This window comes from Streptosporangium sp. NPDC000239, assembly GCF_040300765.1.
In the GTDB taxonomy this organism is placed as follows: Bacteria; Actinomycetota; Actinomycetes; order Streptosporangiales; family Streptosporangiaceae; genus Streptosporangium.
In genome coordinates, this window is the sequence record NZ_JBEPEI010000004.1 from 508,878 (window position 1) to 523,944 (window position 15,067).

General features: G+C 71.3%; 14 protein-coding genes. 2 read left to right on the forward strand and 12 right to left on the reverse strand.

From position 1 onward, the window contains the following. Positions 1–47: 47 nt before the first annotated feature. The gene (secY, locus tag ABT340_RS14630) at positions 48–1,370 is read left to right on the forward strand and encodes a preprotein translocase subunit SecY (RefSeq protein WP_352011219.1); all 1,323 of its coding nucleotides are present in this window, start codon (positions 48–50) and stop codon (positions 1,368–1,370) included. Here the strand turns inward: secY and ABT340_RS14635 are convergent. The 9 genes from ABT340_RS14635 to ABT340_RS14675 form a co-directional block, all read right to left on the reverse strand. After that, on the reverse strand, positions 1,345–2,016 hold the full coding sequence (locus ABT340_RS14635) for a response regulator (protein ID WP_352011220.1): 672 nt from the start codon (positions 2,014–2,016) through the stop codon (positions 1,345–1,347). The two genes, secY and ABT340_RS14635, sit on opposite strands and share 26 nt — an antisense overlap. Beyond that, positions 2,013–3,182, reverse strand: coding sequence for a sensor histidine kinase (locus ABT340_RS14640; RefSeq protein WP_352011221.1), 1,170 nt, complete (start codon positions 3,180–3,182; stop codon positions 2,013–2,015). The genes ABT340_RS14635 and ABT340_RS14640 overlap by 4 nt, the downstream gene beginning before the upstream one ends. A gap of 75 nt (positions 3,183–3,257) precedes the next feature. Next, on the reverse strand, positions 3,258–3,734 hold the full coding sequence (locus ABT340_RS14645; protein WP_352011222.1) for a Pycsar system effector family protein: 477 nt from the start codon (positions 3,732–3,734) through the stop codon (positions 3,258–3,260). A gap of 100 nt (positions 3,735–3,834) precedes the next feature. Next, entirely contained in the window at positions 3,835–5,274 is a 1,440-nt protein-coding gene (locus ABT340_RS14650) for a hypothetical protein (protein ID WP_352011223.1), read from the reverse strand. Between the two features lies 1 nt (position 5,275). Beyond that, positions 5,276–6,553 carry an OmpA family protein gene (locus tag ABT340_RS14655; protein ID WP_352011224.1) on the reverse strand — a complete coding sequence of 426 codons (1,278 nt, stop codon included), beginning with the start codon at positions 6,551–6,553 and terminating at the stop codon, positions 5,276–5,278. Beyond that, the gene (locus tag ABT340_RS14660; protein WP_352011225.1) at positions 6,550–7,440 is read right to left on the reverse strand and encodes a hypothetical protein; all 891 of its coding nucleotides are present in this window, start codon (positions 7,438–7,440) and stop codon (positions 6,550–6,552) included. Before ABT340_RS14660 ends, ABT340_RS14655 begins: the two co-directional genes overlap by 4 nt. Continuing rightward, positions 7,437–9,614 carry a hypothetical protein gene (locus ABT340_RS14665; protein ID WP_352011226.1) on the reverse strand — a complete coding sequence of 726 codons (2,178 nt, stop codon included), beginning with the start codon at positions 9,612–9,614 and terminating at the stop codon, positions 7,437–7,439. Before ABT340_RS14665 ends, ABT340_RS14660 begins: the two co-directional genes overlap by 4 nt. After that, positions 9,611–10,408, reverse strand: coding sequence for a hypothetical protein (locus tag ABT340_RS14670; protein ID WP_352011227.1), 798 nt, complete (start codon positions 10,406–10,408; stop codon positions 9,611–9,613). Before ABT340_RS14670 ends, ABT340_RS14665 begins: the two co-directional genes overlap by 4 nt. A gap of 128 nt (positions 10,409–10,536) precedes the next feature. Continuing rightward, the gene (locus ABT340_RS14675) at positions 10,537–11,250 is read right to left on the reverse strand and encodes a Crp/Fnr family transcriptional regulator (RefSeq protein ID WP_352011228.1); all 714 of its coding nucleotides are present in this window, start codon (positions 11,248–11,250) and stop codon (positions 10,537–10,539) included. Positions 11,251–11,445: 195 nt separating this feature from the next. Here ABT340_RS14675 and ABT340_RS14680 point away from each other — a divergent pair, with 195 nt between their 5' ends. Next, positions 11,446–11,919 (forward strand): DnaJ family domain-containing protein, encoded by a 474-nt coding sequence (locus ABT340_RS14680; RefSeq protein ID WP_352011229.1) that lies wholly within the window; start codon positions 11,446–11,448, stop codon positions 11,917–11,919. A 155-nt stretch (positions 11,920–12,074) separates the two neighbouring features. Here ABT340_RS14680 and ABT340_RS14685 read toward each other — a convergent pair whose 3' ends face one another. The 3 genes from ABT340_RS14685 to ABT340_RS14695 form a co-directional block, all read right to left on the reverse strand. Continuing rightward, positions 12,075–13,124, reverse strand: coding sequence for an aldo/keto reductase (locus tag ABT340_RS14685; RefSeq protein WP_352011230.1), 1,050 nt, complete (start codon positions 13,122–13,124; stop codon positions 12,075–12,077). Positions 13,125–13,216: 92 nt separating this feature from the next. Beyond that, positions 13,217–13,885, reverse strand: a complete 669-nt coding sequence (locus ABT340_RS14690) for a response regulator (RefSeq protein WP_352011231.1) — start codon at positions 13,883–13,885, stop codon at positions 13,217–13,219. 3 nt (positions 13,886–13,888) lie between these two features. Continuing rightward, on the reverse strand, positions 13,889–15,034 hold the full coding sequence (locus ABT340_RS14695; RefSeq protein WP_352011232.1) for a sensor histidine kinase: 1,146 nt from the start codon (positions 15,032–15,034) through the stop codon (positions 13,889–13,891). Positions 15,035–15,067: the final 33 nt, after the last annotated feature.

Below are 15,067 nucleotides of genomic sequence, written 5' to 3' on the forward strand. Positions count from 1 at the left end.
CCGGTGGGCGGATGCCCGGCCGACGGCCCCGGAGGAAGACTCGGCGCATGCCGACCCTCCTCATCCGAGCCTTCCGTGTGCCGGAACTCAGGAAGAAGATCCTGTTCACGCTGGCGATCATCGCGCTGTTCCGGTTCGGGCAGATCCTCCCGGCGCCGGGGGTGGACGTGGACGCGGTGCGCTCCTGCCTGAGCGGTGCCCGGGGCGGGATCCTGGACGCGGTGCAGCTGTTCAGCGGCGGGGCGATGCTGAAGCTGTCGGTCTTCGCGCTGGGAATCATGCCGTCGATCGTCGCCGCGATCGTGATCCAGCTGCTCACGGTGACGGTTCCCCGGCTGCAGGCGCTCAAGAAGGAGGGGCAGCAGGGGCAGACGAAGATCACCCAGTACACCCGGTACCTGACGATCGCGCTCGCCGTACTGGACGCCTCGACCGTCGTCTCACTGGCCCGTACGGGCCGGATCTTCCCCACCTGCGGGCGGCAGCTCCTGCGGGACCAGGGGATGCTGACGACGATGGTGATCGTGGTCACGCTGGTCGCGGGGGCGTCCATGATCATGTGGCTGGGCGAGCTGGTCACCGAACGGGGGATCGGGAACGGCATGTCCATCCTGATCTTCACGCAGGTGGTCGCCGTCTTCCCGTCCTACCTGTCGAACATCTTCGTGCTCAACCCGTTCGCGCTGGTCACGATGCTGGCCGCCGGGATCGTCCTGGTCGCCGCCGTGGTGTTCGTCGAGCAGGCGCAGCGGCGCGTCCCGGTCCAGTACGCCAAGCGGGCGGTCGGCCGCAGGATGTACGGCGGGACCTCGACCTACCTGCCGCTCAAGGTCAACCAGGCCGGGATCACCCCCGTCATCTTCACCTCGTCGCTGCTGTTCCTGCCACAGCTGGTGGCGCAGTTCACCGGCGGCACGGGGCCCGTCGCGGCCTGGATCGAGCGCTATCTCACCTCCGGCGACCACCCCGTCTACGTGACGGCCTACCTGCTGCTGACCGTGGCCTTCACCTACTTCTACGTCTCGGTCACCTTCGACCCGGTCGAGGTGGCCGACAACATGAAGCGTTACTCCGGGTTCGTGCCCGGCATCCGTCCCGGACGGCCGACCGCGGACTATCTGGCGTTCGTGCTGTCGCGGCTGACCGCGCCCGGCGCCGCCTACCTGGCCGTGCTGTCGCTGATCCCGATCGTCGCGTTCGTACTGCTGCGCGACCCGGGGACCCAGCAGAACTTCCCGTTCGGCGGGACGACCCTGCTCATCATGGTCGGTGTCGGCCTTGAGACGGTCAAACAGATCGAGGCGCAGCTCGAACAGCGCGCCTACCGGGGCTTCCTCAAGGACCTCAGGGGGACGCCAGTCCGGACCTGACCGCGAAGACGACGAGCTGCGCGCGGTCCCTGGCGCGCAGCTTGACCATGGCGCGGCTGACGTGGGTGCGGACGGTCTCCGGGCTGATGACCAGTTCGACGGCGATCTCGTCGTTCGACCGGCCGGTGGCGACCCAGGCGACCATCTCGCGTTCCCTCGGGGTGAGGGTGTCGATCCCCTCGACCGGGGCGGCGTCGTGCCTGCCGAACAGGCCGATGACCTTCCTGGTGACCGAGGGGGACAGCAGGGCCTCCCCCGAGGCGACGACCCTGATGGCGCGGGTCAGCTCCTCGGGCGCGCTGTCCTTGAGGACGAACCCGCTGGCACCCGCCTGGAGCGCGGCGAAGACGTAGGTGTCGACCTCGAAGGTCGTGACGACGACCACCCTGGTCGCGGCCAGCCCGGGGTCGGCGGCGATGGCCCGCAGCGTTTCGAGGCCGTCCATGCCCGGCATCCGGATGTCCAGCAGGAGCACGTCGGGACGCGTCTCACCGAGCAGCCGCAGCGCCCCGGCGCCGTCGGCGGCCTCCCCGGCGAACTCCAGGTCGGGTTCGCGCTCGATGAGCGCCCGCAGCCCCATCCGTACGACGGCCTGGTCGTCGGCGAGCGCCACCCGGATCGGCGCCGTGCCCGCGCGCTCGTTCATACGACCCTGGGCGGGAGGCCGGTCGCGGACGGGAGATCGCCCTCGGGCGAAAGGCCGACTCCAGATGGAAGACCGGCTTCGGACGAAAGACCGGTCGCGGACAGAAGATCGGCTCCGGACGGGAAGTCGGCTCTGGAGGTGTTCGCCTTCACCGGGAAGTCGGTCTTGGTGGAAGCCGTCCCCGGCGGGAAGTGGGCCGTGACGTGGAAGCCGCCGTCCTCCCGGGGGCCGGCCTCGAACGAGCCACCGGCCCGGACCACCCTGGCCCGCATCCCGGTCAGCCCGCGTCCCTCGACGGGCGTGCCCGCCGTACCGGCCGGTGCGCCCGCCGTACCGGAACCCCGGTCGAGGACCTCGACGCGCAGGCCGTCCCGGTCGTGCGCGATCCTGACGGCGGCCTGGGTGGGACCGGCGTGGCGCAGCACGTTGGTCAGCGACTCACGCACCACCCGGTAGACCACGTCCTCAAGCTGCGGCGGGACGTACGGCCTGGCGGGCTCGACCGTGACGGCGAGCCCCGCGGCCCGCACCCCGGCGAACAACTCCGACAGGTCGTGACCGGAGGGCCCCGACTCGACGAGGTCGAGTGCGGAGCGGAGCTGGCCGAGCGCCCGTGTGCTGGTCGCGCGGATGGCCTCAAGCGACTCGCGGACCTGGTCGGGGTGTTCGTCGAACATCAGCAGGGCGAGCCCGGCCTGCATGGCGATGGTCGCCAGGCCGTGCCCCGCCGCGTCGTGCACCTCTCCGGCGATGCGTGCCCGCTCCCCGGCGATCAGCCGGGCCAGGTCTCCCTCGGCCCCGGGCTTCCCGGCCCCCGGCTCCTCGGCCTCCCCGGCGCAGGGTTCCTCGGTGCAGGGCGGGACCGGTGACGGTGGTTTGACCAGCGTCGGCGGAGGCGCGGCGGGCGCGGCGGCGAGGGTCCACGCCGTCCCCGCGGCTGCGGGCCGTACGGCGGGGGCGGCGGGGGCGTCCATGTCCTGGACGCCGGTGGTCAGGCCCCTGGCCTGGGTCAGGCCACTGGACGGCCACGGGATGGCCAGCCAGCCGACCCACGCCAGTGTGAGGATGACCGGCAGGTCACGCAGCCGCCCCAGCCGGGACAGCGCCGCCGCGGCGGCCACGAAAGAGCCACGTGGACGGTGTTCCTGAGGCGTGTGCTCGGTCACCGTCCCCCCTCGGGTCTCCCCCAGCACAGGGCATATCCCTCTGATCCTAACCATTACCGGCCCGGGGTGTGGGGTTCAAAGTGTGGCCGTGACGACGGTCAGGACGCCGCTCAGCACCGAGACGGCCAGGCACCACAGGGCGAGCTGGATCAACCGGTACTTCGTGGAGACGATATGGCTGATCGTGTGGATCTGGTCGGTGAGCCGTCCCAACTCGTCGGGGGACGGCCCTTCGAGCGAGGCGCGCAGAGCCTCGGGGCCGGAGTGCGCGACCACGTCCCCGAAGTAGGCGTTGACGAACGGGCGGCGCAACCCGATCCGCCTCGGATACAGGGCCATCAACAGCATCGTGACCGACAGGAAGGCCGCCCCCGCCGCGGTCCAGCGCAACCACGGCCAGGAGGCCCCCCACGACCCGTTCACGACGCCGTTCACCATGTCGCCGACCACACCGCTGACCGCGATACCGATGGCCCCCAGCAGAATCGACGCCTTGGTGTCGGCCCTGTTCACCTCCTCGCGGGTCTCGGCCAGGATCGCCGTCGCCCGCATCCGCGCGTCCGGTGCCTCACTCCGGGCCCGAGCCGACCGAACCGCCCAAGCCACCGGCCCGGTCCGCGGCCTGGCCTCCGCTCCCGTCCGCCGCGAACGCCTAGTCCTCACGTTCCCCCTCCCCCATCCGGCCGGTCGAATCCGTCCGGCCGGTCGAATCCGTCCGGTCCGCCGATGCCGTACGGCCCGCCGGTGTCCCGCTCCACTGGGCCGTCAGCCGGCCGCGTACCTCGGCGAACTCCCGCTCCAGTTCCCCCGGCTCGTACCTGCGCAGGACCTCCTGCACCTCCCGCAACGCGCCGTACTCCGGGACGGGGCCGGCCACCCCGGAGAGCTCGTCCCCGATCCACTCCGGCAACGGTGGCTCCCCCTCGGTCCCGCCGGAACCCCGGTCGGCCCTCCTGGAACCGGGGACGAACACCGGGGGCAGTTCCCCGGCCTTGCCGTGGAACCCCCGGGCGTAGGTGATGAACCGGTAGGCCTCGCCGTACCGTTCGATGACCCCGGCCACGAGGTCGTCGCGCATGGCCCGCAGGTCGCTCCAGGCCGTGACGTGCAGGCGCAGCCTCCCGCCCGCGCGCCGTACCAGAGTCCGCTCCGACCTGCGGGCCCGCGCCAGGCGGCGCCGTACCTCGGACTCCCGGGTGACGTAGGGGTCATGGGCGGCGACCTTCACCGCGATCGCGCAGAGCGACAGCGTCACGACCAGGACTGCCACGAAGTCCGCCGGGAGGGGCAACCTGCCTCCCGCGTTCACGTCCACCACCCGGAACAGCGCCCACAGGGTGGCGACCACGAGCAGCAGCGCGGGCAGGACCAGGCGCAACACCCACAGACCGAGGTTCGCGAACAACCGTGCCGCCCCGCCCCTGCTCTCCCGACGTTCCTCGTGGGCACGTCTGGCCTGGTAGACGGCCTTGCCGAGGGTGGTCCCCGCGATGACCATGCCGAGTGTCAGCACGACACCGGGAAGCAGGGTGATCACCTGCTCCAGGAGGGAGACCGCCCGGTTGCCGACGAGCCGCTGGAAGACCCCCTGGAAGTACCAGGTGTCGAAGGCTCCGGCCGCGACGATCGCCGGCCACGCGACCACCCGAAGCCACATCGGGGGCCGGACCTTCCTGTCCGCCATGACGTCGTCGAGCCGTTCCCGTTCCCTTACGGCCCTCGTCAGCGCGCCCTCGTCGGCGAACGCCCTCAGCTCGCCCAGGGCGACCGTGGCCTCCCCGTGGGTCTTGATGAGCCTGCGCCGCCCCAGCGCCATGGGGTCGAGGTGCCGGTGCAGATGCCGTACGGCACGGCCCTTGGCGGTCAGCAGCGCGTGCATCTCCACGCTGTCGAGCTGGTCGGGCTCCCGCTCGGGGGTGACGGCGAGGTAGCGGTCGAAGTTGCGCTGCCAGCAGTCGCAGCCGTGGTGGCACAGATGTACCTCACGGGTGTCCAGCGGGGGAGGCGCCGTCTTCTCCGACACGACACGGCCCTGGATGACCGTCTCGTCCCCGGAATGGGAGTGAGCGCCGTTCGTGTAAGCGTCGTCCATGTCAGCCACGCACCCTGTAGACGATCTCGACGCGCCGGTTGCACGCCTTGGTGTCCCCCGCGCTCGGAGAGGGGCAGTTCCCCGCGACCTCTCCCCGCCCCTCAGTGCGGACGCCGCGCAGTCCCGCCTGTCGCAGGACGTCGCCGACGGCCCGCGCCCTGCGCCGGGAGAGGTCCTCGTTGTAGGTGGTGCCGCCCCGGTCGTCGGCGTATCCCGCCACCCTGACCGACTCGGGCGCCTGCCCGGCCAGTTCGTCGGCGAACCGTGTGAGCAGTTCCCGCCCACTCGCGTGGAGCACCGCGGACCCGGTCGGGAAGAGCAGGTCCTCCGGGAGGACCTTCTTCACGAAAGGGTCGGGGGCCCGTTCCGTGGAGGAGAAGGCGATGACCGGGTCGGCGACGCTCACGGGAACGCCCGGGGTCCCCTGGGCGGGGTCCGTGGGGCGACCGTCGGCGATCCGGCACGGGTGGGCGCCCGTCGCGGCGCACAGCCCGCTCCACAGGCTGGTCAGCCACTTCCTGTGGCTCTGCCGTGGCTGCGGCCTGTCCGCTCCCGGGTGGCCGAGCCATGGCATCTCCACCCGCCATCCCCGCAGGTCCGGCACGGCCCGCTGCCCCTGGCAGGCCCGGACGATCCTGCCGACGATGGTGAGGTCCCGCATGGCGGTCCGTTCCAGGGAGGCGCACCCCTGTGTCGACAGGCCGTCGGTGGCCACCACGAGCCGGTGTTCGGCGTCCGGCGCGGTCGCCGGGGCGCGGTCGACGTCGAGCGCCCCGAGGACGGCGCTGCCCGGTTCGCGGGGCGGGGACGCCGCGGCGCGGCCGACGGCGTCCCTGAGGCAGTCGCCCACGTTGAGCGCGTAGGAGGAGCGGTAGCCGTCCGCCGTGGCGGTGAGGTGGGGCAGCAGGAGGTCGCCGACGACCCATTCGACCGACCCCTCTCCGTCGAACGCGCCGATCCTGATCCTCGCCGGGGTGGGGAGGCGTGTGTTCGGGAACGTGACGGCGTCGCCGACGGCCGTGCCCTCGCCGCCGAAGACGGCCCGGTACCAGTCCCACGCCCTGCCCTGCCCGTCACGGGCCGAGGCGCTGCGGTCCACGAGGAGAACGAGGTCCAGCCGGGCCTGGGCGGCGTCGGCGGCCTGTTCGCCGAGCCACCGGCACGCCTGGCCTGACGTTCCCCCGCCCGGCGCCTGGGCCGTCTGGCCGAGCAGGCCGCCGACCGAGCATCCCGTGACGGCCGTCATCGCCGTGACCGCGAGCAGGTGACGCGCCTTCATCGCTCCTCCAGCCAGGGCAGGTCGGAGGCGGGGGGCGGGACGGGCACGCCGAGCCGTTCCAGGGCGATCCGCAGCACGCCGTCGCTGGCCGCGACGAGGTCGAACACGTCCACGCTCTGCTGGGCGGCGACGACCTGTTTGACGACGTCCAGGAAGCTCTGCGCGTCCTGCCTGCGCTCCTCGACCATCGTCGTCATGACCCCGGCGACCTCCCTCGGGCTCTCGGCGAGCCGTACGGCGAAGCGCGCGGTCCAGTCCTCCATGCCCTCCGTGAGGAAGCCCCGCCAGGCGTCGCGGGCCTGTGTCATGTTGGCCATGATCATCGCATCGATCTCCGCCTTCGCCTGGATCTCCAGGAGCACCCGGCCGAGCTGTTTGCGCAGTTCACGAACCTCCTCGGTGAGGCCGACCTTGGCCTTGACGGTCGCGGTGATCGTCACGTCGTCGCACTGGTGCGGCGGGCGGGCGAACTCGACCGTGAGGGCCTCGTTGACCGCCTCCTCCGCCTCACCGGGCAGGTACGGTTCGAACCGTCGGGCGACGCGCCGGATGACCTCCTCCGCGCGCTCGTGGATCTTCGGCCGTTCGGCGGCGATGTCGGCCTTGAGCCCCGTCGTGGTGCGGCCGTCACCCGAGGTCACACACCAGGCGACCGTGACGACGACCTGGAAGGAGAAGGCGTCCCCACGGGCGGGGACGGTGAGCTCCAGCGGGGCGTCCCGTTCGTGCAGGCCCTGCTCGTCGTAGATGGAGTGCGGCGCGGGCGGGGGCTGGAAGAACCGGCGCACCGAGCCGATCGGACCGTCCTCCCCGTCCTTCCAGGGGTGGGCGATGCCGGCGGCCGCGCGGCGGGGGAGCCTTCCGAGGAGCCGGTACACGAATCTCATGAGCCTTCCGTCCTTTTCATGTGGTGGTCCAGGCGGTGGTAGAGGGGGATGTCGACGATCCGCCGCAGGTACCAGTGGCGCAGGTGGAAGCGGAGCGGCCCGCGCAGGTGGTGGTGTCCGGCCGCCTCGAAGACGGCCTCGACGACCGGCCGCACTCCGGGCGTCGTGCCCCAGTTGGCGACCCACTCGGCGAAGACATCCCAGGCGGCGCGGATCGGACTACCCGTGACGCCCGTCGGCCTCCGGGCGAACAGCCCGCATCTGAGGGCGTTTCCCCACAGGGTGACGAGGTGTTCCCGCGCCCAGCCGTGTTCCTCTCCGGTGAACTCCGTGAGCAGCAGCCTGCAGGTGTCGTTCTCCACTCCTGAGGCCAGCCGGGTCAGGGCGAGCGCGGCCGTACGGCGCAGCCCTGGATGGCCGCCGACGGCCCACTCCGCCAGTTCGGAGAGGATCTTGGACGCTGTCCCGGGGCCGTAGATCTCCATGAGTGTCCGCGAGACGGCGTCCTGGGTCGTGGAGCGCGAGGAGCGCAGCGCGATCTGCCTGAGGGCGGGCAGCGCCCGGTCGATCTGTTCGACGCCGACGCCGAGGCCGTACGCCCTGGCGACGATGGCCTGCTTCGCCGCGCTTCCCGCGGCCCACTCGCGCAGCCGGTCGAGCAGCCGGGGCACGACGTGCGGGGACAGCAGTGCCGCCTCGATGGCCCAGGCCGCGAGCCAGTGGTCGCGGGTCCTGCCGGAGACGCTCCAGCGGCGCAGGAACTCACCGTCGATGACGTCGAAGTCGTAGGTGGCGAGCCTGCCGATGGCGTGGGCGGCCTTGATGCGGACCGCCTGGTCGGGATGTTCGCACAGCCGTCCCAGCCAGGCGAGCAGGGCCTCCCTGATCGTCGGGTGTTCCTGCCAGGCGACTTCGAGCACGACGGAGGCCATGGAGGAACGGCTCAGCCGGATCCGGCTGCCCTGGCCGTGCTCGTCCGGCACCTGGGACGCCTGGGCGTAGCTCACCCACTCCGACAGCGCGTCCCACGACTCGGGATCGACGAGCACGTGGTCGGGGTCGGCGAGGATCTCGGTGAGCCGGAGTGCCGCCCGCGTGATCGTCACCGAGGGCAGTTCGTTCAGCACGGCCACTCCGAGCAGGAAGCAACGCCGCCGTACGTCGTGCTCGGGGGAGAGCAGGGCGCAGACCTGGGCGCGCAGCCTGCGCGGTTGCCCCGCGAGCGCGTTGTCGAGCCCGCCGCCCCCGCGCAGGGCCTCCGCGACGTCCTTGGCGAGCTGTACGGCGTCGGCGAGGGCGCAGCCCTCCTTCAGGTGCTCCTGGACGCCGTCGTGAGCGGTGACGTCCACCGGGGCGGCGCCGTCCAGCTCCCAGGACAGCCACCGTTCGAAGACCTGGCCGGGGGGTGGGGCGTCGTGGTCCACGGCCGACACGACGCCGGGGAACCCCTGGTCGACGAGGACCACGATCCTGGCGTTCCGCACGGCGGCGACGGCGGCGAGGTGCTGGAAGAGACCGTCCGCCGACGCGCGTGTCCACGCCCTGCCCGTGACGTCGAGGACGTAGCCGCCCTTCTCGTCGAGTTCCTCCCCCGTCAGGTCCAGCGGGTTGACGGAGTCGCGCACCCATCCGACGGGCGTCCCCTCCGTACGGCGGAACCCGAGCAACGCCATCCAGCCGGTGTCCCTGCGACCGCTGCCCCGCCCGCCCCGCAGCGCGACGACCGGCTCGTCACGCAACAGTTCGGCGAGACGCCCGCACGAGACGGTCCTGACGTGTACCCGGTTGAGGAGTTCCCGCTGGCTCGGCGCGAGGTGGACGACGCCCCCGCGCCCCTCCTCCCCCTTGCCGCCGAAGAAGATCCGGTCGGCGTGGTAGATGTTTCCCGACCTGACCCGGTAGGCGCTCCCGGCGATCGCGTCGCGCCCGGCGCGCGGAGCCTCGCCGTATAGGTCACGCAGGTTGGCCTCGCGCAGGTGCCGTTCCTCGTCCTCGGCGGCCATGCGCTCGCGCAGGGGAAGGTCGAGCTCGCCGTCCTCGTCCTCGATCTCTCTGGAGGTCTCAGCGCGTGCCTTCTCCGCCGGGGGTTCCTTGCCGGCCTTGGCGGGCTCGGGCTTCGCGGGCTCCTCCGGCGGCCTGTCGCCCGGCTCCTGGGGCGTGGGCTCGGCGCTCATCGTCCACCGTGTCCCGCGTCGAAGCGCATGTCGCCCTGGGACTGGTAGATGTTGCCGTTCTTGACGCGGTGCTGGTCGCCCATGATGACGTCACGCGCGGCGCCGAAGGGCTTCGTCGGGCGCGGGCCTTCCGCATCCCGCGCGGGGACCGGGTCGTCGTCGGCGGGTGGGTCGAAGGCGTCCAGTTCCCGCAGCTCGTGGACGTCGACGTTCGGCAGGTAGAGATAGGCCAGGAAACGCTGCCTCTTGACCTGGACCGTCACGGGACGGAACCGCACAGGGCGGGGGTGACCGTACCCCTGGGACAGGTAGTCGTCGAAGACCCGGTCGGAGACGATCAGGACGAGGTCGGCGGCCGGGCACACCCGCAGGGCCGCACAGGCCGCGGGCGCGTTGACCAGCCGGTTCACCTGTACGGCGTGCGGCCCCGGCACGCCCATCGGTCCGGCGGGGAGCACGGGCCCCACGTGCAGGGCGACGCGCAGCCGTACCCGGGTCCAGTTGTCGCCGTACTGCCTGCGGTTGTGCACGGCGAGGGCGACGTCGAGCTCACGCACGAAGGGGTCGGCCAGGTCGAGCACGGAGGCGGGCTCGGTCAGCACCGAGAACTCTCCGTCGCCGGACACCTGTCGCGACCAGCGCGGGCGTTCGAGCCTGGCCTCCCTGGCGGCGGTGTCGAGGAGATCCGCCAGGGTCGTCTGCAGGACGGCCTGTTCACCGGCGTTGCGTGAGCCGTAGTCCTCGATGTCGCCGGAAATCATCGCCCGATATTCAGGCATGACGGCTTCCGTCATCCGCTTCCCCTTTGTCAGATCGGCGTGTCCCTTTTCGGGAGCACGGCCAACGATGACGCCGGAAGCGCGAAAGGAAGCCCTATAAATATGGTTTCGGAGAAATATCCGGTGTCACCCGGAAACGATCATCAGTTCACCTCACTCAGCTCCGCGTACGTCATGAGGGAGTGACGGTCGAGAATGACGACCCTGCGGTGGCCGACCCTGACGAGGCCCCGGTCCGCCAGGCCCCGCAGCGCCTTGTGGACGGAGATCTCCTTGGCTCCGATGAGCGCGCCGAGCTCGGACTGCGACAGCCGTACACCGATGTCCACCCCCTCGGCGCTCTCGCGGCCGTGCAGGCGGGCGAGATCGACGAGCACCCGGGCCAGGCACACGCCGACGCCGTAACCGGTGAAGTCGAGCCTGCGCCTGTTCGCCCAGCGCAGCCGGTCGCTCAGCATCGAGTTGAGCACCAACCCGGCGGAGGGGTGTTCGGCGAGATAGCCCAGAAAGGGGCGCTTACCGATGCGGATGACCATCGAACGCGCGCACGTCGTCACCGTCGCCGAACGGCTCGCCCCGTCCAGGACGGCCATCTCCCCGACAAGGTCACCGCCGATCCTGATGCCGAGAAGGGCCACGATCCCGTTCTCGACCGTGGCGGTGACCGTCACCAGCGCGTCGATCAGGAGGACCACGTGGTCACCGGGAGCCCCCTGGGCGAGCAGAACCTCCCCGGGCGGGCAGACCCTGGGTCTGCCCAGGCTGAGTAGCGAACGGCGATCCGCCTCCGCCAGTCGTGCAAGAAATGTCCCTTTAGGCCATGAACGGTCGGGACGACCGGACGGCTCGGAAACCATTGGCTCTCCGTGGGCGCCGACAAAGTACGGTCAACGCCAACCTAACACTCTCTTTCCGATGGCTCTTCGCACATGGTCAACATCGGGAAAATCCGCTTCCCGGATCTTGGACTCCATCTTGGCCTCGGATCCGGGGCGGAACATCTGCCTGGTTATCCTCGGAAAAGAACACCGGCCGCGATACGGAGGTGCCCTGTGACAGAGCGCAAACCCCTCGGCGTCAGCTTCGAGACGTGGATCGACCGGCAGATCCGCGAGGCCACCGAACGCGGCGAGTTCGACGACCTGCCCGGTGCCGGCAAGCCCATCCCCGGCGGGGGCAAGCAGGACGACGAGATGTGGTGGATCAAGCGGAAGATGCAGGAGGAGAACCTCTCCTTCCCGCTGCCGGGGACGCTCGCCCTGCGCAAGGACGCCGAGGACTCCAGGGCGACGGCGGTGGACGCGCGCACCGAGGCCGAGGCCCGGAAGATCATCGACGAGCTCAACGCCCGCATCCGCGTCGCCCACGGCAAACCCCTGTCGGGGCCGCCGGTCTTCCAGCCGACCCTCGACGTCGAGGAGGTCCTCGCCGAGTGGCGCGAACGCCATCCCGTCGAGGACCCCCCGGCCTCCTCCGAACCCCCGACCCGGAGGAGACGCTCCTTCTTCCGCCGCGGGAAGGGCTGAACCCCCCCCCCCGCCACCGGAGACCCCCACCGCGGGAACGGCCGAACCCCCGCCACGGAAGACTCCCGCCGCGGGAACGGCCGAACCTCGCCGCGGAAAACTTCCGTCGCGGGAGCAGCCGACCCCCGCCACGGAACAGATCAGGACAGGACGGATCAGACCGCGGCGCGGTCGTCCGTCGTACGGCGGCGCAGCGCCACGTCGGTCAGCGCGGGCGGCTGCCAGGCCCCGTCCGGGTGGTAGACGTCGGTGCCGGGCGGCACGATCTCGTCGATCCGGTCGAGGGTCGCGTCGTCGAGGACGAGCGAGGCCCCCTTCAGCGTCGCGTCGAGCTGGGCGGGGGTCCGCGGCCCGATGATCACGGAGGTGACGGCCGGGTGCGCGGCGGGGAAGGCGACGGCCAGCTCGGGCAGCGTGCAGCCGAGTCCGTCGGCGACCTCGACGAGCTGCTCGACGACGTCGAGCTTGGTCGCGGTCAACGGCAGTGCGGGGTCGAAACGCGCGGGCGCCAGGGCGGCGCGACCCGTGGTGAGGTCGATGTCCTGCCCCTTGCGGTACTTGCCGCTCAGGAAGCCCCAGGCCAGCGGGCTCCAGGTGAGCGCCCCCATGCCCAGCCGCCGGCAGGTCGGCAGCACCGAGCGCTCCGCGCCCCTGGCCAGCAGCGAGTACGGCGGCTGCTCGGTCCTGAAGCGCATCAGTCCCCGGCGTTCGGCGACGTGGTAGGCCTCGACGACCTCCTCGGCGGGGAAGGACGAGCAGCCGAAGGCGCGGATCTTGCCCTGCCGTACGAGATCGCTCAGGACGGAGAGGGTCTCCTCGATGTCGGTCCTGTGGTCGGGGCGGTGGACCTGGTAGAGGTCGATCCAGTCGGTCCTCAGCCGCCTGAGGCTCTCCTCGACCTCCTTGACGATCCAGCGCCGGGAGTTGCCGCTCCGGTTGGGGCCCTCGCCCATCGGGAAGTGGACCTTGGTCGCGAGGACGACCTCGTCGCGGCGGCCGAGCAGCGCCTTGCCGACGATCTCCTCCGACTCGCCCGCCGAGTACATGTCGGCGGTGTCGACGAAGTTGACGCCCTGGTCGAGCGCGGTGTGGATCATCCGGACGCACTCGTCATGGTCGGGGTTTCCCACCGCGCCGAACATCATGGTGCCCAGACAGTGGACGCTCACCTCGATGCCGGTGCCGCCGAGAACGCGGTAGCGCACGGTCGTGCTCCTTCGATGGTCGTTTTCGGTGACCGGCACTCTAGGTGCTGGAGTCCACTCCAGGGCAAGCCGTGCCTCCTGGACCAAGCGGGTCACAGCAGCCCGGCGTCACGGACCTTCATCGCGACCTGGACGCGGTTCTCCACCCCGAGCTTGGCGAAGATCCGGGTGACGTTCGCCTTGACGGTCGCCACGCTCATGTGGAGGCGTTCGGCGATCTCGGTGTTCGAACCGCCCCGCGCCACCTCGACCGCCACCTCGCGCTCACGCTCGGTGAGCCTGTCCAGCTCCCGCCGCGCCCCCGCGTCATACGGGCCGTGCGGCCCCTGCGCGCCGTACGGCCCGCCGGTCGCGGCGGCGATCACCTGGTGGGTGACGCTCGGCGAGAGCACCGCCTCGCCCCTGGCGACGGCGCGGACCGCCTCGACCATCCGGGGCGGCGGCGTGTCCTTCAGCAGGAAGCCCGCGGCGCCGAGCCGCAACGCCCGCAACACCATGTCGTCGGCGTCGAAGGTGGTGAGCACGACGATCCTGGGGGCGTCCGGTTCGGACAGCAGCAGTTCGGTCGTGGTCAGCCCGTCCTGCTCGGGCATCCGGATGTCCATCAGCACGACGTCGGGTTCGAGGTCGCGGATCACGGCCATGGCCCGCAGGCCGTCCCCGGCCTCCCCGACGATCTCCAGGTCGGACTCGCCGCCGAGGATGAGCCGCAGCCCGGTGCGCACCATCGGGTCGTCGTCCACGATCACCAGCCGGATCACGGGTCAAGCCTCCCACGGAAGATGGACATCAAGAACAAAGCGCCCCTTCCGTACGGCGTGGTCGAGCGTGCCCCCGGCCATCCTGGTCCGTTCCGCCAGGCCGACCAGCCCGTGCCCCCCGTGCTCCCCGCCGGGGCTCGGGGGCGTCCCCCACGACACCGGGTTGCTCACCCGGATGCGCAGCCCCTTGCCCGGCCTGCCGTCCAGCTCGGCCGCCACCTCACTGCCCGGCGCGTGCTTGCGCGCGTTGGTCAGGGCCTCCTGGACGATGCGGTAGGCGTGGCGGCCGGTCTGCGTCGGCAGCGACTCCCGGTCCTCGACGGTGTCGGCGACCTCGACCCGTTGCCCGGCCGCGCGCACCTCCTCGAACAGCGCCCCCATGTGCTCAAGGCCCGGCTGCGGCGCCTCAAGCGCGCCGTCCCTCCTGAGCGTGCCGAGTACGGCCCGCAGCTCGTTGAGCGACCGGTGGGCGTTCTCCTGGATCGCCAGCGCGATCTCCCGGGTCTCCTCGGGACCCAGGTCCTTGCGGTAGGCCAGGCCCCCGGCGAGCATCGACAGCAGCGACATCCGGTGGGCCAGGACGTCGTGCATCTCCTGGGCGATCTTCGCCCGCTCGGCCAGCTTGGTCTGCTCGATCTGCTGCAGTCGTTCGCGTTCGGCGGCCAGCCCGGCCTCCCGCCGGGAGGCTTCCAGGTCGCGCAGCCCCCGGAGATACAGCCCGAAGAGGGTCAGACCGCCCAGGATCACGGTCCCGGTGACCTGGCTGACGACGGCCGCCGAGGTGAGGCCGTACCGGGTGGTGTTGACCAGCAGGAACAGCCACGACGCGACCGCGACCGGCAGCGTCCAGCGCCACCTGCGGTGCGTGACCAGGGAGACGTAGGCGACCTGGGCCGGGCCGGTCGCGGTGATGGAGAAGCTGGTCAGCAGGGCCGTGGCCAGCGCGGTCTGCCACGGCAGGCGGCGGCGCCAGCGCATCAGGACCAGCCCCGCCACCCCGAGCGGGATGTCGACCAGCATGGGGACGAGCCGGTCCGGCGAACGCCGCGCCCCCATGACCAGGATGACGCCGTAGAACAGCATGGGCAGCGCCGCGCACAGATAGCGCAGGGCCTCGCCCCGCCGGTCCAGTGGTGTGTTCTCCCGCACGCCACCAGCCTAGGAAACGCCGCCCTGTGCCCC

What these genes read in the sequence shown, in the direction of transcription:
- secY (WP_352011219.1), top strand. Translation starts at nt 48, where the DNA reads ATGCCGACCCTCCTCATCCGAGCCTTCCGTGTGCCGGAACTCAGGAAG.
- ABT340_RS14635 (WP_352011220.1), bottom strand. Translation starts at nt 2,016, where the DNA reads ATGAACGAGCGCGCGGGCACGGCGCCGATCCGGGTGGCGCTCGCCGAC.
- ABT340_RS14645 (WP_352011222.1), bottom strand. Translation starts at nt 3,734, where the DNA reads ATGCGGGCGACGGCGATCCTGGCCGAGACCCGCGAGGAGGTGAACAGG.
- ABT340_RS14650 (WP_352011223.1), bottom strand. Translation starts at nt 5,274, where the DNA reads ATGGACGACGCTTACACGAACGGCGCTCACTCCCATTCCGGGGACGAG.
- ABT340_RS14655 (WP_352011224.1), bottom strand. Translation starts at nt 6,553, where the DNA reads ATGAAGGCGCGTCACCTGCTCGCGGTCACGGCGATGACGGCCGTCACG.
- ABT340_RS14660 (WP_352011225.1), bottom strand. Translation starts at nt 7,440, where the DNA reads ATGAGATTCGTGTACCGGCTCCTCGGAAGGCTCCCCCGCCGCGCGGCC.
- ABT340_RS14665 (WP_352011226.1), bottom strand. Translation starts at nt 9,614, where the DNA reads ATGAGCGCCGAGCCCACGCCCCAGGAGCCGGGCGACAGGCCGCCGGAG.
- ABT340_RS14670 (WP_352011227.1), bottom strand. Translation starts at nt 10,408, where the DNA reads ATGACGGAAGCCGTCATGCCTGAATATCGGGCGATGATTTCCGGCGAC.
- ABT340_RS14675 (WP_352011228.1), bottom strand. Translation starts at nt 11,250, where the DNA reads ATGGTTTCCGAGCCGTCCGGTCGTCCCGACCGTTCATGGCCTAAAGGG.